This window comes from Bradyrhizobium sp., from assembly GCF_035273305.1.
In the GTDB taxonomy this organism is placed as follows: domain Bacteria; phylum Pseudomonadota; class Alphaproteobacteria; order Rhizobiales; family Xanthobacteraceae; genus Bradyrhizobium.
On the sequence record NZ_DATEPI010000109.1, the window covers coordinates 1 to 19,594 of the forward strand.

15 protein-coding genes, 1 tRNA gene and 1 pseudogene are annotated in these 19,594 nt (G+C 58.1%); 7 read left to right on the forward strand and 10 right to left on the reverse strand.

Translation table 11 applies throughout. The features are described 5' to 3' along the window. The first annotated feature begins 71 nt into the window (after positions 1-71). The 6 genes and pseudogenes from VJV58_RS07190 (at position 72) to VJV58_RS07215 (ending at position 5,101) form a co-directional block, all read left to right on the forward strand. Positions 72-146, forward strand: a tRNA-Gln gene (locus tag VJV58_RS07190). A 475-nt stretch (positions 147-621) separates the two neighbouring features. After that, positions 622-1,599, forward strand: coding sequence for an ABC transporter substrate-binding protein (locus tag VJV58_RS07195; RefSeq protein WP_324136648.1), 978 nt, complete (start codon positions 622-624; stop codon positions 1,597-1,599). Between the two features lie 185 nt (positions 1,600-1,784). Then, on the forward strand, positions 1,785-2,780 hold the full coding sequence (locus tag VJV58_RS07200) for an ABC transporter substrate-binding protein (RefSeq protein WP_324136649.1): 996 nt from the start codon (positions 1,785-1,787) through the stop codon (positions 2,778-2,780). Positions 2,781-3,002: 222 nt separating this feature from the next. Continuing rightward, positions 3,003-3,668, forward strand: a complete 666-nt coding sequence (locus VJV58_RS07205) for a phytochelatin synthase family protein (protein WP_324136670.1) — start codon at positions 3,003-3,005, stop codon at positions 3,666-3,668. A gap of 184 nt (positions 3,669-3,852) precedes the next feature. Continuing rightward, positions 3,853-4,105 (forward strand): annotated as a pseudogene (locus tag VJV58_RS07210) (L,D-transpeptidase family protein); the annotation flags it as partial. Between the two features lie 819 nt (positions 4,106-4,924). Then, the gene (locus tag VJV58_RS07215) at positions 4,925-5,101 is read left to right on the forward strand and encodes a hypothetical protein (protein WP_324136650.1); all 177 of its coding nucleotides are present in this window, start codon (positions 4,925-4,927) and stop codon (positions 5,099-5,101) included. 260 nt (positions 5,102-5,361) lie between these two features. Here the strand turns inward: VJV58_RS07215 and VJV58_RS07220 are convergent, their stop codons facing one another. The 9 genes from VJV58_RS07220 to VJV58_RS07260 all read right to left on the reverse strand — a co-directional run bounded on the left by VJV58_RS07220 (position 5,362) and on the right by VJV58_RS07260 (position 16,627). Further along, on the reverse strand, positions 5,362-8,532 hold the full coding sequence (locus tag VJV58_RS07220) for a multidrug efflux RND transporter permease subunit (RefSeq protein WP_324136651.1): 3,171 nt from the start codon (positions 8,530-8,532) through the stop codon (positions 5,362-5,364). Next, positions 8,529-9,692: an efflux RND transporter periplasmic adaptor subunit gene (locus VJV58_RS07225; RefSeq protein ID WP_324136671.1), complete on the reverse strand. Its 1,164-nt coding sequence runs from the start codon at positions 9,690-9,692 to the stop codon at positions 8,529-8,531. The genes VJV58_RS07220 and VJV58_RS07225 overlap by 4 nt, the downstream gene beginning before the upstream one ends. A 792-nt stretch (positions 9,693-10,484) precedes the next feature. Then, on the reverse strand, positions 10,485-11,195 hold the full coding sequence (locus VJV58_RS07230; RefSeq protein WP_324136652.1) for an ABC transporter ATP-binding protein: 711 nt from the start codon (positions 11,193-11,195) through the stop codon (positions 10,485-10,487). Next, positions 11,192-11,938, reverse strand: coding sequence for an ABC transporter ATP-binding protein (locus VJV58_RS07235; RefSeq protein ID WP_324136653.1), 747 nt, complete (start codon positions 11,936-11,938; stop codon positions 11,192-11,194). The genes VJV58_RS07230 and VJV58_RS07235 overlap by 4 nt, the downstream gene beginning before the upstream one ends. After that, positions 11,935-12,888 carry a branched-chain amino acid ABC transporter permease gene (locus VJV58_RS07240; RefSeq protein ID WP_324136654.1) on the reverse strand — a complete coding sequence of 318 codons (954 nt, stop codon included), beginning with the start codon at positions 12,886-12,888 and terminating at the stop codon, positions 11,935-11,937. The genes VJV58_RS07235 and VJV58_RS07240 overlap by 4 nt, the downstream gene beginning before the upstream one ends. After that, positions 12,885-13,784 carry a branched-chain amino acid ABC transporter permease gene (locus VJV58_RS07245; protein WP_324136655.1) on the reverse strand — a complete coding sequence of 300 codons (900 nt, stop codon included), beginning with the start codon at positions 13,782-13,784 and terminating at the stop codon, positions 12,885-12,887. The genes VJV58_RS07240 and VJV58_RS07245 overlap by 4 nt, the downstream gene beginning before the upstream one ends. Before the next feature lie 6 nt (positions 13,785-13,790). Continuing rightward, a complete protein-coding gene (locus VJV58_RS07250; RefSeq protein ID WP_324136656.1) occupies positions 13,791-15,026 on the reverse strand; it encodes an ABC transporter substrate-binding protein in 1,236 nt (411 codons plus the stop codon). A 603-nt stretch (positions 15,027-15,629) separates the two neighbouring features. Continuing rightward, entirely contained in the window at positions 15,630-15,899 is a 270-nt protein-coding gene (locus tag VJV58_RS07255; RefSeq protein WP_414641436.1) for a hypothetical protein, read from the reverse strand. A gap of 113 nt (positions 15,900-16,012) precedes the next feature. Beyond that, on the reverse strand, positions 16,013-16,627 hold the full coding sequence (locus VJV58_RS07260) for a phasin family protein (protein ID WP_324136658.1): 615 nt from the start codon (positions 16,625-16,627) through the stop codon (positions 16,013-16,015). 236 nt (positions 16,628-16,863) lie between these two features. Between VJV58_RS07260 and VJV58_RS07265 the strand changes: the two genes are divergently transcribed. Next, positions 16,864-17,865 (forward strand): alpha/beta hydrolase, encoded by a 1,002-nt coding sequence (locus VJV58_RS07265; protein ID WP_324136659.1) that lies wholly within the window; start codon positions 16,864-16,866, stop codon positions 17,863-17,865. On the opposite strand, the gene VJV58_RS07270 is transcribed toward VJV58_RS07265, so the two are convergent. Next, the gene (locus VJV58_RS07270; RefSeq protein ID WP_324136660.1) at positions 17,806-18,756 is read right to left on the reverse strand and encodes a lytic transglycosylase domain-containing protein; all 951 of its coding nucleotides are present in this window, start codon (positions 18,754-18,756) and stop codon (positions 17,806-17,808) included. The genes VJV58_RS07265 and VJV58_RS07270 overlap by 60 nt on opposite strands. Between the last annotated feature and the right edge of the window lie 838 nt (positions 18,757-19,594).

Below are 19,594 nucleotides of genomic sequence, written 5' to 3' on the forward strand. Positions count from 1 at the left end.
CAATACTACGAACATTGATCCATCAGGTTGGCATCGCTATGTTGCCGCCGGTCAATATTTCGACCTCGTTTTGGGGCGTAGCCAAGTGGTAAGGCAGCGGATTTTGATTCCGCCATGCGGAGGTTCGAATCCTCCCGCCCCAGCCAGGCACTCACTCAACTGGAGATTGTTGCGTCTGAAATCAAAGAAGCGCCCGCAGAACGGGGGTTTTTGCAGATTTTAGTTGCGTCCTCTATGCTCCTAATTTGCACAATCTCCGAGGGAAATCGGCGATAGTCTCCGGCCACTGATTGAAATATTCCCGTTTTTGGGAGACGCGGACCGGAGACCGGGTTCGACCTGCACTGTGTGGGGTGGACGCAGTTCTCGGTTGCCGTTTTTACAAGAACCATGAGCACAGTCTCAGAGCGGTAAGCGCAGCTGAATGTCTCCTTTCGGTCGTGAAGCAGACGTTCTGTAAGCGCTCTGCGAAATCTGCAGATGACCCGAGGCGGTCCTACGCTGGGACGAAATCCCGCAGCGCAGCACGCTCCTGCCCAAAATCGAGGTGTGCTATCCTTTCAGTCAGAAGCCTGAGGCCCAAGGCCACCACGATCAAAGACGTGGCGGCGAGGTGATCGAATGATGAAGCGCCGCGACTTCATCGGTCTGCTCGGCGGCACGGTGACATGGCCGCTGGCGACGCGCGCACAGGGTGGCATGCCCGTGGTCGGTTATCTGAGCAGCTTCTCACCGGAGACAAACCGCAAACTTACCGAGGCATTCCGCGAGGGCCTTGAGGAGGCAGGTTTTCGAGAGGGGCGCAACATCAACATTGAATATCGTTGGGCCGAAGAAGGTCATTACGAGACACTACCGACCATGGCAGCCGAGCTGGCAAATCGACGAGTGTCTGTGATTTTCGCAACTCCAATTCCCGCTGCGCTCGCGGCCAAAGCAGCGACCGTAAATATTCCAATCGTATTCGCCGTAGGTAGTGATCCGGTTGGGACCGGACTGGTCACCAGCCTTAATCGGCCCAGCGGCAATGCCACCGGCGCTACGTTCCTCTCGGTCGAATTGGGCTCGAAACGGCTAGAATTGCTACGCGACCTCGCACCCAAAATCGTTTCAGTAGGACTGCTCGTGAACCCCCACAACCCGAATGCCGCGCCGCAGACGAAGGAAATGGAAGAGGCAACAAGAGCGCTCGGACTGCGCTTCGATGCGTGGCAAGCGAGCGCTGAAGGCGATTTTAACAACGTCTTCCGGAGGCTACGACAGCAGAACGACGCGCTGGTGGTGAGCGCCGATCCATTTTTCATGAGCCATGGCAGCCAGCTCGTCGCGTTGGCAGTTCAGTATTTGATGCCGACCATGTACTACGCGCGCGAGTTCGTTTTGGCAGGTGGCCTCATCAGTTACGCGTCCAGCTTCGAGGACTCCTTTCGTCGAGCCGCGACCTACGTGGCGCGCATCCTGAAGGGTGAGAAACCAGCCGATCTACCGGTTATCCAGCCGACCAAGTTTGAACTGGTGCTCAACCTGAAGACTGCGAATGCACTGGGGCTGACCGTGCCGCCCACGCTGCTCGCCCGCGCCGACGAGGTGATTGAGTAGGCGATGTCTGCTTGTGGCCCTTAGCGGACCTGCCGAGTACGGGTAGCAATGTCCGTCATCGGCGGCAAAGCGGAAGTGATATGAGGCGACGACGCTTCCGTTTTTGACCGTAGGCGGACGTCAGCTCCGTTCACTACCGGCCCTAGAACATGCTAGTTTGCCTGCTCACGCCGACAGGTGATCGAATGAGGCGGCGGGAGTTCATCGCGCTGTTAGTCCTCGCAGCACTTGATAGCCGCCGCACGGCTTTGGCCCAGGCAACGCGTTCTCCGTTCATTGTTGTGTTGAGCCCGTACGGCGAAACGAAGGACAGCATCTTCAATCCAATATCTCGCAAGGATTTCGCTCAGGCCCTCAGGCATTTAGGCTGGATTGACGGCTCGAACATCCGAGTCGAGTATCACGACGCGGGGGGAGATTTTGGCCGGTTGCGGAAATTGGCAAAGGAGTCAGTAGACCTTCATCCAGACTTGATCGTTGCTGTTAATACCCCGTTGGTTGCTGCAGTACTCGGCGAAACTCGCACGATCCCAGTTGTCTTCGGCCTTGTATCGGACCCGGTTGGCAGCGGCTTCGTCCAAAGTTATGCACGCCCTAGCGGCAATGCCACGGGTTTTGCTTATGGAGGCAAGGACCTCGTAAGCAAATGGCCCGAACTCCTCAAGGAAATGTCGCCCGCAATTACTCGGGTCGCGCTCCTGTTCAATCCTGATGCAGCCCCCGGCCGTGGAAGCTACTATATGCGTCCGTTCGAAGCCGCGGCCGTGTCGCTTGCGATCACACCTGTGATGGCACCTGTTCGCAATGCCGCGGAAATTGAGCGCGTCATTTCGCGACTGGAAGGCCAGCCGCCTAGCGGTTTCGTTGTGACTCCAGACTACTTCGTTGCGAGTCAACGTGAACTGATCATTGCGGTTGCTGCCCGGCACAAGGTGCCCGCGATGTATTTCGTGCCTCAATTTGTCATCACTGGCGGCCTGATGTCGTACAACATCGATGATCCCCTCGAACCTCGACTTGCTACATACGTGGATCGGATTTTGAAAGGGGCCAAACCGGAACAGCTTCCCGTACAAGAGCCTGTCAAGTTCAGACTGATGATCAATCTAAAAGCGGCAAAAGCGCTCGGTCTCGATGTGCCACCCTTGCTGCTCACCCGCGCTGATGAGGTGATTGAGTAAGGGATAGCAGCCCGTTTTCCGCAGTTGCTTGACCCCGCTTCTCGGAACCTCATGTGATGTCGGCCGATCGGTTACTAGCCGGAGTAAACCGGACACGTGGTGCGGAGCTGGCAAAATGACGCGAATGACCCCTGAAACGGGCGTGCGCGGCTAATTAGACCATAGACCGTTCGGAGACGCGGTTGGGCCATTGGGTCATGACTTCCGATGAAGGTTCAGACGATGAAGCGCAAACACTATCTACGTATTGTCAGTATTATTGCTGCTGCAGGCCTGCTCGGCGCGGGGACTCTGGTAGTTGTCAACCAATCCAAGGTGTCGCCTCAGGCCATCGCGTCCTCGGTAGTACGTACACCGGAGCTTATGGAGCGCGCCTGGCGCTTGCCGGTGGCGGCCACATTCAACGGGCAACTTACCTGGCAGTCAAATGCGTCGCGTTGTGGGCCCGCCGCCGTAGCCAACGTGTATCGGTCGCTGGGGGAGGCGACAAGCACAGAGGGCGAGGTGCTGGCTGGTACGGGCCGGTGCTGGACAGGTCTCTGCATCCTAGGCCTAACGCTTGACGAACTGGCCGATGTCGCACGGGCCAACACGAGCCGGAAAGTTACCGTCCTACGCGATCTAAGCGAAGAACAGTTTCGGGACCATGTGCGCCGCTCTAATGATCCTAGTCGACGATACATCGTGAACTTCAGTCGCGAGCAAATATTTGGGGCTGGCCACGGACACCATTCGCCAATAGGTGGCTATCTAGAAACCGAGGATCTAGTGTTCATCCTTGACGTCAATAACAGTTATCAACCCTGGCTCGTTGAGCGCACGCGACTGTTCGCCGCCGTAAATACGCTCGATGGCAATAAGAAACGCGGGTTATTGCTGATTGAGTGACAACTTGCCACGCCGATGCCTCCTTTCAACACGTCCTGCTTAAAAAGGGCAAGCTAATGAGTCAGCCGCGGGCGCTGCTTGCCGTCACGGCTCTGGCCGGCTTTATCGGCGCCAATAATCATGCGAGTGCGACGGATAATCGAAGCGAGCGCTTGGTCGCACCCACTGAGTGGGCATGTCGGAAGAGCCGATCATGGCAATCGTTGCGCTCTACCAGCAGCGTATCAGCGTGTATGGCGCCAACGGCAATTGTTCGCGCGCCGGTCTCAAGCGGTCAACGGGGACGCGAGACGCCCGCCGGAATCTTTAGCATCATCCAGAAACAGGCGGACCACTACTCCAATCTGTATGACGATGCGTACATGCCTCACATGCAACGCATCACTTGGTCGGGCATCGCGCTCCACGGGGGCGTCCTGCCAGGGCGTGCGGCCTCTGGGCCGCGCATTGACCTGGACACCGCGGGACACGCACATGCAGTTGGTGATCAGCAAAGGTGACCGGAGCTATGACGACCGGTCAGATGGCCTAGTTTGCATACTGCACAAAATGTACCGACGCTCACTCGAACTGTCGCTCTAGAGCGGTTCTTATCTACAGGGGGTGGAATACACCATCGTGCAACTGCTTTGGTGGTTGGCGATGCGAAATCGAATTTTGCCGATGGAAAAAACAAATCCGGCGAAACACGATCTGGCCGAGCCTTCGCAATCAAAATTGCACAGACCGAGATTGATCACTTCATTAAGAATCGTAAGTAAGGCCACCTCAGTGGGCGGCCTCTTTTTACTTGAGAACGAGACTGATTGTCAGATAGCGCGCGGCCCGCCAGGTAGCCGCACCGCAAAACGCTATTCTTGATTAAGCTCGCGTGGCACCGGCGGAAAAGGAAACGGCCCCGCGCGTGGGGACGCGCCAGGGCCGCCAACCTTAGCGGTTACAGCCGACGACCGGGGGCTGTCAAAGGCCAGAAGCACAGACTCGACTCCGGCCCGAGTCGATCGTTCCCTAATCGCAGCGAGCGTCGGTGACTGGCTTTTGCTAGAGCTCAAGTTCTAGATTGAATCGCAAGTTTGAGGGCCTCAAAGAGTATACCAGGCAAGTCGTGGACCGTTACGACATAGAGCTTTGGCGGGGCGACCGCAAATCGCTAGATTCAATCAACGTCATGACTGGTGCCAGCTAGTTGTCGTCCTTGACGTACAGGCGTCCTCGGACGATGCTCGCCACTAACACGCCCAGATCCCGGGGATCACATGGCAAGCATTTCAGTTCTGATCGGGGTTCTGGTCATTGTTGTTGTCGGCGCAATTTGTTTTTGGGCCATCGAAAAGTTTGCCAACGATCGCCGACTCGCAAACCTCCTCAAATTGCTCGTCGTGCTGGTTTGCTTAGGCGCAATCGTGCAACGACTGCTCGCCCTGACCTATTAAAATAGGCGAACTGTGCTGTTTGGCACAAATGGCAATGTCAGACGGATTTACTGATCGAACCAGCCGCGGTCCGGCCCGAGCTTCATTCGCCGGTTCGGCCTGAGGTCGTAGAGGTCGGCACAGCGTCAGTGCAAGACTTGCAGAGAGAAACGCCCGTCACTCTGCCTGGAGAGCTCGGGCGGAAGCGGAGGGAAAGTGATGCTATCGGAGCCGGGGCTCTGGCTCATTGTCGCGGGTCAGAGTCGCCGGTTGTCGGAGCACTAGCCGGAGCTCACTTGCTTCTTTAGGGGAGGCTTTGGCCGCGATCGATCTGCCAAATTGCGTACGATCATGTAGAAGATCGGTGTGAAGATTAGGCCGAACATGGTGACGCCGAGCATGCCAAAGAACACAGCGACGCCCACCGCCTGACGCATTTCCGATCCGGAGCCAGTTGAAATCACGAGCGGCAGCACGCCGAGAATGAACGCAAAAGAAGTCATCAAGATCGGTCTCAGCCTCAATCGGCAAGCTTCGATAACTGCGTCTAGACGGCTCTGTCCCGCAAGCTCAATGTCGCGGGCGAACTCGACGATCAAAATAGCATTTTTCGCGGCGAGGCCGACGAGAACGACGAAGCCGATCTGCGTCAGGATGTTGACGTCCTGCCCCATGATCCGGACTCCTATGGTGGCGGCCAACAGGCACATCGGCACAATCAGGATTACCGCAAACGGCAGGCTCCAACTTCCGTATTGCGCTGCCAACACCAGGAACACGAACAACACGCAGATTGGAAATACCAGCAGGCCGGAGTTGCCGCCGCTGACCTGCTGATACGACAGATCGGTCCACTCGAAAGAAAATCCGCTCGGCAGCGTCTCGGCGGCCAACCGTTTCATAGTATCGATTGCCGTCGCCGAACTGGTGCCGGGCGTGGTGTCGCCCTGCAATTCCGCGCTCGGATAGAGATTATAGCGCGCCACGCGGTCTGGTCCCGAGACGTCGCGGAAATCGACGACGTTGCCGAGCTGCACCATGTCGCCGGCGGCATTGCGGGTGCGCAGCCGAGCGAGGTCGGCGGTCTCTTTACGGAACGGCAGATCCGCCTGCGCGGTGACGTGATAGGTGCGACCGAGGATATTGAAATCATTCACGTAAGCGGAGCCGAAATAGGTCTCGATTGCGTCGGTCACATTCTGGATCGGTACCCCGAGCTTCTGCGCCTTGACGCGATCGATATCGACGAACACCTGTGGCGTATTCGCGCTGAATGGAGAAAACACCGACGTGAGGCCGGGCGCCTTGCGGGCTGCCGCGACGAGTTCGTCGGTGGCCGCCGCCATCAACTCGGGACCGCGTCCGCCGCGATCCTGAATTCGCATGGCAAAACCGCCTCCGGTGCCGATGCCGGGGACCGCGGGGGGCGGAATGACAATAATGAACGCGCCCTCAAGGGCGGCCAAACGCCTGCGCAGGTCCGCTGTGATCGCGTTTGATGTGAGACCCTTCTTCAAGCGAATTTCGGGCTCCTCGAACACCGGAAACAACGCCGCGGCATTGCTGGCCTGGGTACGCGTAGCCCCGGATAGTCCAGCGAACGCCGCCACGCGAACGATGCCCGGAGTATTGAGGGCGATGTTTTCGATCTGGCGGACGATTTCGGTGGTTCGTGCCAGCGAGGCCGCTCCCGGCAGCTGCGCGGAAATGATGACATAGCCGCGATCCTGCGCGGGGATAAAGCCCTGCGGAGTAGTGGCAAGCAGCCAGCCCGCGCTGCCAATTAACCCGACGTAGACCAACAACATCACGAGTGAATGACGGATGACAAAATCAGCGGCCCCGGCATAGAAGTGGGACAGGCGGTCAAAGCCGCGATTGAAGAATCCGGTAAATGCGTTCCAGGCCCGCGCGATGAAATTCCAGTTCGACGGCGGCCGTTTCTCTTGATGCGGCTGCAGGATTTGGGAAGCTAGCGCGGGCGAAAGCGTCAGCGAACAGAAGCAGGAAATCGCGGTCGCCACGGCGATGGTGATGGCAAATTGCTGAAAGAACTGGCCGGAGATGCCGCCGAGAAACGCTGTCGGGACGAATACCGCGCACAGCACCAGCGCGATCGAGACCAGCGCGCCGCCGACTTCCTCCATGGTCTTTAGCGCCGCGTCGCGCCGGCTCATGCCATCGCGAAGATGGCGCTCGACATTCTCGACGACGACGATCGCGTCATCGACCACGATGCCGACCGCGAGAACGAGGCCGAACAGGGTCAGATCATTGACCGCAAAACCGAGCGCGGCCATCACGGCGAAGGTCCCAACTAGGGATACCGGGATCGCCAGGATCGGAATGATAGCGGGACGCCAGCCCTGCAGGAACACCAAGACGACAATGACGACCAGCAACATCGCCTCATAGATCGTCTTGATCAGCTCGTGGACGGATTGCGCGATGAACTCGGTTGGATTGTAGCCGATGTTGTAGTCGAGCCCTTTGGGAAAATCGGCCTTTAGCCTGGCCATGGCATTAGAAATATTCTTTTCGGTGGCAAGCGCGTTCGAGCCGGGCCGCTGGGTCACCAGCATCGCGACCGCGGTTTTCCGAAGCAGGAAGCTGTTGGTCGTGTAATCCAATGCCCCCAATTCAACTCGGGCAACATCCCTGAGCCGCACGGTGCGTCCGTCTTCGCCAGCTTTGACGACGATGTCTTCGAATTGCTTGATATCCTTTAAGCGCCCGGTGAAGGTGAGGTTGGGTTGAAACGCCCTGTCAGCGATTGGCGGGGCGGCGAGCCGGCCACCGGTAATTTGCAGGTTCTGGGCCCTGATCGCCGCCAGAACGTCGCCCGCGGTCAATCCAAGCGTAGAGATTTTGTCGGGATCGAGCCACAGACGCATGGAGTAATCGCGCGCGCCGAAAATCTGGATATCACCAATGCCGTCCAGCCGAAGCAGCTGGTCGCGAACCTGCAGCAGAGCGTAATTGCTGATATACAGCTGGTCGAAGCTGTCGTCGGGCGACAGCATGAATATGACCATCAATATGTCCGGGCTGTTTTTGCGGGTGACGACGCCGTTGCGCTGCACCTCTTCCGGCAACTGGGGCTGGGCAATCGCGACCCGGTTCTGAACCAGTACCTGCGCCTTATCCAGATCGGTCCCGAGCTTGAACGTGACTGTGATCGTTAGCTGGCCGTTTGAGGTCGCTTGGCTGTAGAGATAGAGCATGTCGTCGACGCCGTTGATCTGCTGCTCTATTGGGGCAGCGACGGTATCCGAGACGGTTTGCGCCGACGCGCCCGGATACTGCGTCGTGACCACAACAGTTGGTGGAACGACTTGCGGATATTCCGCGACTGGGAGCGTGGTGTAGGCAATAGCGCCCACGATCAACAACACGATGGACATCACCATCGCCAGAATCGGCCGATTAATGGAGAGCTGGCCGAGGTTCATGTCTTGCCTCCGGTCGCCGCGGCGTGCGGGCTCACCTTGGCGCCGATGCGGGCCCGCTGAATGCCCTCAACGATCACTCGGTCTTCCGGCTTCAATCCTTCTCGGATCACGCGCAAGCCCCCGTCGAGAGGTCCGAGCACGACCGGCCGCGCCTCGACTGTATCGTCCTGCCTGACCACGAACACGATCTTGCGCGACTGATCGGTTGCGATGGCGGTATCAGGCAGCAGCAGCGCTTCGTACGGCGCACTTCCGATCAATCGCACGCGACCGAACTGTCCCGGCAGAATCGAAAAGTCCTTGTTCGGAACTACGGCGCGCCCGCGCAGGGTCCCGGTAGAGAGATCTAGGCGGTTATCGAGGAAGTCCACCGTTCCGTGATGAGACGGTTTGGTTTCCCCGGTCAGGGTCACCTCCACGGGATTAGGATTGTCGCGCGAACTCGGACGCTTGCCCTCGAACCAAAGCCGGTTGTATTTCAGATAGGTCGGCTCATCCGTATCAAAGTAAATGTGGATCGGGTCGAGCGAGACGATCGAAGTTAACAGCGTCGAGCCGCCCTCGCTGCCTTGCACCAGATTGCCGACGCTAACGAGATGACGGCTGACCCTTCCGCCGATCGGCGCAAGGACATGGGTGAATTCGATGTTGAGCTGGGCTGCCTTTAACGCGCCTTCGGCCTGCATCTCCGCGGCCTTTGCCGCCTGCAGAGCTTGGCGACGCTGATCGACAATTGCGTCCGAGACCGCTTGAGTTACATTCAAGGTCAGCGCGCGATCGAGTTCACGCTTGGCAAGTTCCGCTTTTGCGCGTGCGTCCGAGAGTTGCCCGTCCGCCTGCAATGCGACTGCTTCAAAGGGACGGGAATCGATGACGTACAAAAGATCGCCGGCATTGACGAAGGCACCGTCGCGAAATTCGACATTCGTAACGAATCCGCCGACCCGCGCGCGAACCTGAACCTCCTCTACCGCCTGAAATCGGCCGGTGAACTCGTCCCAATCCGTGACCGTGCGTTTTGCCGGCTGTGCAACTGTGACCGTGGGTGGTGCGGAAGCCACTGCTTGCTGCGGCGGCTTTTCCCCACACGCTGTCAGCGCAAACGAAAGGGGAATAGCCAGCATCGCCAGGTCGCGCAGGCAACGGAAGCGGCGAGACATGTGCCAAGCGATGGATTCCGATAAATTCGCTGCGCGCACGTGAACCTCCTCTATTTACCGCTTTGCTGCGAACGCAACCTGGCCGCACATAGTCGGTCAGCACATGAAGCGGCGCAAATAGGTGAAGCCGATCGCAGGGGGCAAGGCGCACCTATCGATCCACGAGGTGTTCTAACGCGATTTCCATTTAGCCAGCCTTCTGTCCTGGAGTCCGGAAGCGGCCCTTTGATCTCCGGCGCTGAAAAGGAGGCCAACGTTCGTCTAATCCTCGCCCGCATCCGGCGCCCGCGCGGAAACGGCGAAGACGTACGGATGCATACCCGCTTATTGCACGATCATAGCGGAGAAAGAATGCCCGACCAAGAGTGTCGTGCCATCCAGTCGCGCCAGCACGCGCTGCGGGATGCTCCTGCTCCGACGGCGGTGTGAGCGGAATTTTGAACGGGTGTCGGATTGAGTCCCGCCCCTTTTACGATCTATGAAAACCAGAACCAACCGGTCGGATCGCATGTGAACTCCTCCGTACTGAGTGTTCACAATTAAAGACGTCACTTTCATCGAATTGAAAGGAGTTCGTTCCCAGAGCGACCCCGTAGTATTTAATGCCGGCGATTTCCTGAGCCAATTCGCGGCGCCGTGCCGCCGCACCTGTATTCGTTTCGATCTACCAGCGGAGCACGCGCGACGGGCGCCTCCTGCAGGATCAATGCGCACATGGAGTTCGCTTAGGAAGGACATCGCGATGGATGCCCTGGCAGAGATGACTCGTGTCAACGCTGACTCCGATCAGCGCTACATTGCAAGATACCGCCGGCGGATGTCTTCATTGGCAGCAAGGCCCACCGTATCCTGACGATGCACGACCTTTCCCTTGTCGATGACAAGGGCCTCCTCGGCAATCCGCAGGCAGAAATGCATATTCTGCTCGGCGAGCAGGATCGTGGCGCCACTCGCGCCCAGTTCCCTTAGGACCTTGCCGATCACGGCGACCACGACGGGCGCCAGACCCTCGCTCGGTTCGTCGAGCAGCAAAACCAAAGGATTGCCCATCAAGGCGCGTGCGATAACCAAGAGCTGTTGCTCCCCCCCGGACAGGCGGCCCGCTTGGCGCGACCGCAAATTTGCGAGCAGCGGAAAGGTGTCCCAGATGCGCGCCAGGATCCATTCTTGTCGGCCGTCGGGACCGCGTTTAGCCGCGATCAGAAGATTATCTTCTACGCTGTGTTCCGGAAATACTTGGCGATCCTCGGGCACGTAGGCGAGGCCGAGTTGCGCGCGCGCGTGCGGCGGCGCTTCGGTGATATCGCGGCCCGCAAAGAAGATCCGGCCCCGTCGCGCTGGGAGGATTCCCGCAAGCATCTTCATTGTCGTGCTCTTACCCGCGCCATTCCGCCCGAGCAGCGCCACGGTGCGGTTTTCCTGTAACGCAAGATCGATATCGTACAAGATCTGGCTTGCGCCATAGAAGGTGCTCACTCTTTCGGTCCATAGGAGATCAGTCATGCCGCCTCCGCGCCGAGATAGGCATCAATGACCGCCTGGTTGTTGCGAATCTCGTCCGGCGTGCCTTCGGCGAGCAGGCGGCCGTAGCACAGCACGCGAATTGTGCTCGCAATCTTGAATACGATGTCCATGTCGTGCTCGATGAAGACAAGCGTGAGCTTGCGTTGCTCCCACAAACCGCGCACCCGCTCGATCATGCGCCAGCGCTCTTCAGGACCCATGCCCGCTGTGGGCTCGTCAAGGAGAAGGACGCTCGGATTGAGCGCAAGCGCAATCGCAATATCGAGCAGCTTTTGGTCGCCGTGGGAGAGTATCGCCGCCTCAACGTTCCGCACGTGCGTCAGGGCAACCAGCTCCATTACCTCTTCGGCTCGCTCGCGCATGCCGGGTGGCGGAAAGCGGCGGGAGAGATTGCCCCACTGGCCGGCGTGTGCGGTGACCGCAGCCATCAGGTTCTCCGCCACCGTCATAGTCGGAAAGCAGCTTGCGACCTGAAAAGCCCGCCCGATGCCGAGTTGCATCCGTTTGCCTTTCGAAAGTCGAACGACGTCTGCACCCTCAAGCAACACGTGGCCAGAATCGGCTGAGAATGCGCCACTGACTAAATTGAAGAAGGTAGTTTTGCCGGCCCCGTTCGGACCGATCACCGCCGAAAGCGATCCAGATGAAAAATCCAACGATAAGTCATCGATGGCGCGAACCCCGCCGAACGTTTTCGTGAGATTTTTGATCTCCAGTTTCATCGCTTGCGTCCGGGCCAGGTCAGTCTAAGAAAATCGAGCACGCCGCGGCGCAGCCCGAGCGTGAAAGTCAGGATTACGAGTCCCAGAACCAGTCCATGATATTCGGTGAAGCGTGTCACCACATCGTTCAGCGCAAGTAGTATCATCGCGCCCAGAACGGGTCCCAGGAAGCTGTTGATGCCGCCGAGCATGACGGCAAAGATCGCCTGGCCGGAATTCGGCCAGTCGGCGAGTTCTGGATAGGCGCCCGAGACGAAGAGCGCTGCCAGCACGCCGCCCAATCCCGCGAACGCCCCGGCGATCGTAAAGGCCAACAGCCTGGCCCGCCACAGAACGATTCCTAGAAAGCTTGCGCGGATCTCGTTATCGCGGATCATGCGAAGCGTCTGGCCAAACGGGCTCGTCGAGATGTGTCGCAGGGCCAGCAGTCCGAGCACTGCGACTACAGCGCAGAATTGATAGAGATGAAGTTGGGAGCCAAGCTCGAATCCGAAGAGCTCGCGCCGCGGGATACCGCCGCGCAGGCCCTGATCGCCGCCGGTGAGGCTCTGCCACGATATAATGACGCTAAAGAACAGCATCTGCACCGCAAGCGTGATAAAGGCGAAGTAGTCCGTGCTGAGGCGCACGCAGATTGCGCCAACGCAAAAAGCGGCAATAGTTGTGAGTAGGACAGCGAACACGGCGGCAACCGGCAACGAGAGCTCCGTCAGCTGCATGGTCAGTCCGAAGACGTAGGCGGCGAGGCCATAGAACATGCCATGGCCGAACGAGACCATGCCTGCATTCCCGATCAGCAGATTGAGTGAGGTCGCAAACAGCGCCATGGCGCTCAGGCGAATGACGAAATCCTCAAACGAGGGGCTGCGATGGAGGAGGGGGATCGCCAACACGACGATCAGGCCAATCGCGGCGATTGCCGCATCGCGAAGGGCGGGGTGGCCCTTCACGTCCTGCGACCGAACAGGCCCTGCGGGCGCAAGAGCAGGATTCCAATCATCACAATGTAGATCAGGCCGTCGGTAAACCTTGGAAAACCGATTGTGCCGAAGCCGCGGACCAAGCCGATCAGCAACGCCGACACCAGCGCTCCCGCAATCGAGCCCATGCCTCCAATCACGGTGACAATGAAGCTTTCGATCAGCACCGAGAAGCCCATGCCGGGCGAAAGCGAGCGTACGGGGGCCGCGAGTGCGCCTGCCAGCCCGGCCAGTCCGCCGCCGAGGGCAAAGACAATCGCGAACAGCAGCGTTGTGTTCACGCCAAGCGCCGAGACCATCTGAGGGTTGATTGCGGCGGCACGAACCGTCTTGCCGAACCGGGTGAAGGAAAGACCGAGGCCAAGAAGGATCGCGATCAGCGCGGCGATGCCGATCAGCACAGCGTAAAAGGGTGGCACCACGCCGCCCGCGATGAAAAATGGCGGCACTTGGAAAGCCGCCGGCATCCCCATCGCGTGGAATTCTGGCCCCCAGACGATCTTGACGAGATCATCGAAGATCAAGACGACGGCGTAACAAACCAGGAGCTGCATCAGCATATTGGAACCGTACACGCGACTTATCAGCACTCGCTCGAATAGTACGCCGAATAGCGCCATCGCTAGCGCTCCCGATAGCACTGCAAGAGTATAGCTGTCGGTTGCCCCGAGCGCGGAATAGGCGACATAGCCGCCCAGCATATAGAAAGTGCCGTGCGCGAAGTTCACGACCTTCAGCACGCCGAAAATCAATGTCACGCCCGCGGCGACAAGGAACAGCAACATGCCCACGATCAGCCCGCTGGTGGTCTGGGTGACCACGCAGGCTGACGTCATGAGGCAAGCGCCGAGCGCGTTGAGGTCCATCGAAGCTCAGATGTATTTCTGCTGCTTCTTCCAATCTGTCTCGAGCTCGATGATCTTGCCCCAGTCGGCGGCCTTCACATCGATGATAAACGGCTCCTTCGGCGTGGTTTGGCCCCAGCCGATGGCGTAGCCGATCGTCGTATGGTCGTCGCGCATGGTGATCGTACCATCGGCGCCAAACGGCGAGTTGATCTTCATACCCGTAAGCGCCGCCGCGATCGCCTTGCCGTCGAGCGAGTTGGCCTTCTTGATTGCTTCTTCGTAGAAGTGCATCGCCAGCGAATTCTGCCATGACCAGTTGGTCGGCCGCTCGTTCCACTTCTTGAGGTAAGCTTGACCCCATTCCTTGTTGGCGGGGGTGTCGGGGAAGGTTTCGAGGTAACGCGTCGCGGACTGAATGCCCGGCGGTAGATTTTTGATGGCGGCCAGTACGGGATAATCGACGTTGGGCGTAGCCACCATCATCTTCGAGAACAGCGCATAGATGTTGCCCTGGTTGACGAAGGCCGAGAGGTCGCCGGCGTAGAGCAGCGTAAAGAGGGCCTGCGGCGCGGCCTGGATCAGCTTGGTAATGACCTCTGTAAAGTCGGGCTGGCCGAGCTTCGGCCACGCATCGGTGACGATCTCAACGTCCGGCTTGAACTGCTTGAAAAACTGCAGGTATTGCGCAGTAGTATCGCGACCGTAGGCGTAGTCTGGTGAGCAGGTGGCCCATTTGTTGAGCTTCTTGGCATTGGCGTATTCGGCAAGATAGATGCTCCCGGCAACCGCATCGTGTACGCCCTGGCGCGCGACGCGAAAAGCCGTGGGCACGCGGATCTTGGGATCGGCGGTCAGCGACGAGGTCTCGCTGTTGGTGTGTAGGCAGGCCACGCCGAGGTCGCGCACAACTTCCTGCACCGCGAACGATGCGGACGAGGCTTCGGCATCCACGAGCAACTCGCAGCCGGTGGTGTTCACTAGCTCGCGCGCTATACGGGCGGCTTCCTGAGGCTGGCCCTTTGAATCGCGGAAGATAAATTCGATCTGCCGGCCGAGGAAGCCCCCGGCGGCATTGATCCGGTCCTGCTCCATCAGCAGCGCGTTGCGTGAAGAGGTGCCAAGGAGCGCGATCGGGCCCGACAAGATACTTTGCATTCCGATGCGCAACGTATTGGCCTGTGCCCTGACCACCCAAGGGGCAGCCAGCATCCCGGCCGCACCACCGGCCAGTATCGTGCGTCGTGTAACGGATCCGCTCATTGAACTCACCTCCCTATGATCCGGTTTTAAGGTGACCGGCTGGTTTGGTGACTCTATCGGCAACGGCGTCCTGATCAAGGTGACATTGTCGGCTCAGCATACGGCTTGGCAGCGAGCCCGAATTGTAATCCGCTTAGTTTCGGCATGTGTTGGCAAGGCCTCACATTAGGTACCCGGCAAATGTCGCTCCTGGCACCAAGTCTGCTCTCTAGGGATAAACGGAAGTCGCCCGAGCTAACGGCGGCGTCCGTCACCAAGCCGGGAAAAGTTTACCTGTGGCGCTACGTATCAGAATGCTCAGCCTAGAGCTGCAAAAGCCTCTGACCCCAATTTTGAGGAAAGGCCGCGGAAGCTGCCGCAACATTTCGAAGGGCATATGGGTCACTACTGATGAGTTCGTTTTCGGAGGCGGTGACCGGAACCCCGTGTCCGGAGCCGAAAACGCTCGGTCTTCCGCCAGCGCGTAACAGTCCCAATAGTGCGATGCTGCGTCTTTCTAAAGTGTCTTGGATCGGCATGCTTCCACAAATCCAAAGAGCTCGCGAAGGGATAAAGAAGGCTATCTCAGGCCTCACGGCAACCCCGCTGTGCCGGTCCTGGCCGCTACTTCCGTCGGCGTCGCGCACGCTTAACGCGGCCTCGGTTTGATTTGGGCTTGCCCAGCCGTTTCGCATTTGCGGCGACATGCTGTCGATACCGACGAACTACGTCATGCCCGGATGCACCCGTCGCCAAGCTAGCGGAAGCCTCCACTGCCGCAGCTATTTTCTCGCTCACCATCAGGTGGGCTTCTCTCTTGGCGGCCCTGCCGCCGCGCATCAGCTTCATCAGCCGCAGCGCGATCACGTTATTTGCCTCTAGTGCCAGCATCATCAAAGGATTGAACAACAGTCGCTCCTCCAAAAGCCCGAACTCGACCAGCTCAGTCAGAGAGCGGCTGAGTGCCAGCCGCTCTCTGTACTAGTTCCGTTAACGCTCTCGGCTAGTCAAGCCGCGTGCCGTTCCGGATTTTGAACTCGCTTTGCGGTATCGTCGGCTAGTTTCAGCGACATTTCTGCCATTCGGCGGCTGCTCTCAAAAGCGCCCGCCATCACTTCACGTAAGAGGTCACCCTGAGCAGCGGCGAATTCTTGTGGAGTTCGGCAGGACTGCAAATGGTTCATCCGTTCCAAGCTCTTCTCCATTTGGTGTCGCGCGAACTCCATGTACTCTCGGGATATGCTACTCATTACTTTGCTCGCTTCGGTGGTAGAATAGAGGATGACCTCGGCGTTGCGGGAGGTTCGCTCCTTTGCTTCTTCCGCTTCTTTTCCCGACAAGCCTAGCGTTCGATCAAGCTGGTCCGTAGAGCGACCCATCAATGCAGTCGCCATATCCAGACCGATACGCCAGGCGTTCTGCAGTGTTTCGGCATTTTGCTGGAACAGATTGGCGCCGGCCTTAGCCACCTTTTCGCTGACGTCGGCACCGGCTTGAGCCATCTTTCCGCTCGCATCAGCAGCCGCTTGGCCCGCGCGGTTTGCCTGTTCAGCAGTCCTGTCGCCCATTTGGCGGGCCGTCTCCTCAACTCGCTGGTTAGACTTGTCCTGCGGATTTGCCATGGTGTTTCCTCTCTCGATGCTTGGTTGTTATTGGGGGTGTAGTGCCCTGCGCCCACTTTCCCTCGCAGCAAACGCACCCGGTTTAGAACCGTTCCGGTTCTAGTGATGTTTTAACATTTCACGTGAGGCAGCTCTGGAACGAGCGCTGAAAGATCCGGTTAGCGGGCAGGTTGGCTTCTGAACCCACAGCAATCCCGTCTGTGCGAATGAGCCGCGAAACATTGAGGCCTCACCAGATGACTACTCTTGAAATCGCCCTCGTCGTTTGTGTGGCGGCCATCATTGTTCTGGTCGTGGGGAACTTAGTTTTCTCGCGAATCGCAGAACGCAAGAATCCGCCCGTCGGCTCATTCATGGAATGCGACGGTATACGCCTTCATTATCTCGATTGCGGTGCGGTTGGCGCGCCTTGCATCGTGCTGTTCCACGGCAACGGGTCGATGATCCAGGATTTTATAGTCAGCGGCCTGGTAGAGCTTCTTGCCCGTAACAATCGCGTCGTATGCTTCGACCGGCCGGGGTTTGGGTACAGTCAAAGGCCGCGCTCGCGGATCTGGACCGCGACAGCCCAAGCGGATCTGTTCGTAAAAGCGCTTGATCAACTCGGAGTAAGCAATCCTGTCGTACTGGGCCATTCGTGGGGTACGCTGGTCGCGATCGCCTTGGGCTTGCAAGACGGGTATCCGATCCGTGGTCTCGTCCTTGCGTCCGGATACTACTTCCCGACTTGGCGTTTGGATGTCTGGCTCATGGCAGGGCCGGCGATTCCGGTCTTGGGCGATCTGGTCAGGTATACAGTCGCGCCGATCATCTCGTGGGTTATTCTACCACTTGCGTTCCGAAAGCTCTTTGAGCCCCGTCCAGTTCCGCCAAAATTCAAGAACGGTTTTCCATGGTCACTCACACTCAGGCCCAAACAGTTGAGAGCGGCTGCGGAGGAGAGCGGTTTGATGATTCCGACTACAACGCAATTCCAATCCCGTTATCCGACCATTCGATGTCCGGTCCAAATCTTCCATGGGACCGGCGATCAAGTGATCGAGTCCGAACAGGCCAAACGGTTGAACCAAATGCTGGATTTCTCCGAGCTGCACATGATTTCGGAGACAGGGCACATGGTGACGTATGCGCATACCGCAACTATTGCGCGGGCCGCTGAAACGTTAGCTGCTGCGGAGTCACCCCGGATTGCGAATAGCGAAGCAAGATCCGCCAGCAGATTGAAGTCTACTACATAATAGTTCGGCCTCTTCCCTGGTGTTTTCAGCCACTCGCGCAAGATATCTTTTCGTTCGTCCAGAGGGGCCATTCGTAGTTACAACAAGGGGATTCTTGTCCCCGAGAACACCAGAATATGTTCGGCGCAAATTTTCGTAGCGGGCCAACACTTTCGCCTCGCTAAAATCACCAAGGAGCTGAACTCCCCAAGCTGCCCATGCTGACAATTTGGGACCATTGTTCTGGTTTTGCGGTGACGATTTGATCGGCTTCAGATTGGCCAGCGACGTGCACGGAACGCCCTTTGGAATTTCGGCGTCCGAGGAAGTCGACTGCTTAGAAGCCCATTCGGAGACCGATCGTCCGGTGACGATCCGAACGTAAGCGATCGTCTCCGCAGGTAAATGGCTCTTTCCTGAGAGCCACTGCGCCAGGCGGCTCGGGCCCGCATTGTAAGCAGCTGCGGCTAAACCTAAATTGCCAAAACGGCTTTTCAGTTCTCGCAGATAACTTGCCGATTCAGGCAACGAAAGGAAGGGGTCAAAGGGATCAATGAGGCCGCGCGATGAGGCGGTTTTCGGCATGAACTGCGCGATACCTTGCGCACCCGCGGAGCTGCGAGCCCTCACATTGAATCTACTCTCTTGCCAGATAACACGTGCGAAAAATTCGATTGGCAAGTCGTTATCCGCTGCCGATCTCTCCATCACTCTGCAAATACTTTCGTACCGGCCCGATAAACCGGTCTTGCCAAAGTTCGGAGAGGTTCGTACCGCCTCGCCAGCATCTTCGGAATACGCCCCGGCTGCCCCGCCAATGATCATCGCAACCATCAGAAGCCCTCGACGCAGTAGTCCCGAGGCGATATGCGAGATGTCGCTGCGGAGCATTTTCAGACCAAACAACTCCAATGATTACTCCATCGGCCAGGCCATAGTCTTACGAAGCCAGCCGCTCCCACCAAAACTGTGGGCTAAATTGAGCCGCGAATGCCGGGCTGGCCCATGAGGTCCAGCCGAACGTTGAGTGGACGGCGCGCTAATGTTCAGGCGCTCATTTTGCACGCCTGCATGGTGCTAACTCGGGCTAACTCGGAGTCCCTGATCACAGCTATTCGTCGTCGGAAGGTACCGATTGCCAGAAGGCTATCGCGCCTTTCCGCCCCAGGCGGAAGCTTGAGTGCGGTTACCGTGAGTTGGCGTACAGTTGCTTCCAGCTCTGCGAACTGTTCGAAAAGTGATTGTTCGGTGTCGCTCACTTGCGCTTCCCTGCCATGTTTTTGCAACCCCCGGCCGGGAAATAGAAATGCAAAAGCCGCAGGTACAATTCAGTGCACTTGTACACATAGGAACTAAGGTGGAGAGTTGGGCTGCTACAAGATGCCCGCATAATCGGCTTTCAAGCAGGTTGAGTGCGAAGGCGCGGCATAGAGGGCATGTGGCGTGGCCAGTTTGGCTGACACTATATTGCTTATGTTGCTGCCTTTGGCTGTCATTCACTCGGATAGATGTAAGGCGCACCAGCGCCATCGAAGTCGCGGGCGACAAGCAGCGCGCCGGATTGATTATCTTATCGCTAGTTAGTCTGGCCGATCCCTTCTAAAGTTCACACAGATCGGCCTAAGCCGACGGGGTAACAACCAGGTGAGAGAGTTACGTTTTGGACAGTCCTTCCAGTGTAGGAAGGCCTAATCAGAGGCAGCGCGCGTTTTTTCTTGATGGGACGCGTCCATGTCCAGAAGCCCCGGTT

Bases quoted from the DNA above. Each gene is read 5' to 3' on its own strand.
- VJV58_RS07195 (WP_324136648.1), top strand. From the start codon at position 622: ATGATGAAGCGCCGCGACTTCATCGGTCTGCTCGGCGGCACGGTGACA.
- VJV58_RS07200 (WP_324136649.1), top strand. From the start codon at position 1,785: ATGAGGCGGCGGGAGTTCATCGCGCTGTTAGTCCTCGCAGCACTTGAT.
- VJV58_RS07205 (WP_324136670.1), top strand. From the start codon at position 3,003: ATGAAGCGCAAACACTATCTACGTATTGTCAGTATTATTGCTGCTGCA.
- VJV58_RS07215 (WP_324136650.1), top strand. From the start codon at position 4,925: ATGGCAAGCATTTCAGTTCTGATCGGGGTTCTGGTCATTGTTGTTGTC.
- VJV58_RS07220 (WP_324136651.1), bottom strand. From the start codon at position 8,532: ATGAACCTCGGCCAGCTCTCCATTAATCGGCCGATTCTGGCGATGGTG.
- VJV58_RS07225 (WP_324136671.1), bottom strand. From the start codon at position 9,692: ATGTCTCGCCGCTTCCGTTGCCTGCGCGACCTGGCGATGCTGGCTATT.
- VJV58_RS07230 (WP_324136652.1), bottom strand. From the start codon at position 11,195: ATGACTGATCTCCTATGGACCGAAAGAGTGAGCACCTTCTATGGCGCA.
- VJV58_RS07235 (WP_324136653.1), bottom strand. From the start codon at position 11,938: ATGAAACTGGAGATCAAAAATCTCACGAAAACGTTCGGCGGGGTTCGC.
- VJV58_RS07245 (WP_324136655.1), bottom strand. From the start codon at position 13,784: ATGGACCTCAACGCGCTCGGCGCTTGCCTCATGACGTCAGCCTGCGTG.
- VJV58_RS07250 (WP_324136656.1), bottom strand. From the start codon at position 15,026: ATGAGCGGATCCGTTACACGACGCACGATACTGGCCGGTGGTGCGGCC.
- VJV58_RS07255 (WP_414641436.1), bottom strand. From the start codon at position 15,899: ATGATGCTGGCACTAGAGGCAAATAACGTGATCGCGCTGCGGCTGATG.
- VJV58_RS07260 (WP_324136658.1), bottom strand. From the start codon at position 16,627: ATGGCAAATCCGCAGGACAAGTCTAACCAGCGAGTTGAGGAGACGGCC.
- VJV58_RS07265 (WP_324136659.1), top strand. From the start codon at position 16,864: ATGACTACTCTTGAAATCGCCCTCGTCGTTTGTGTGGCGGCCATCATT.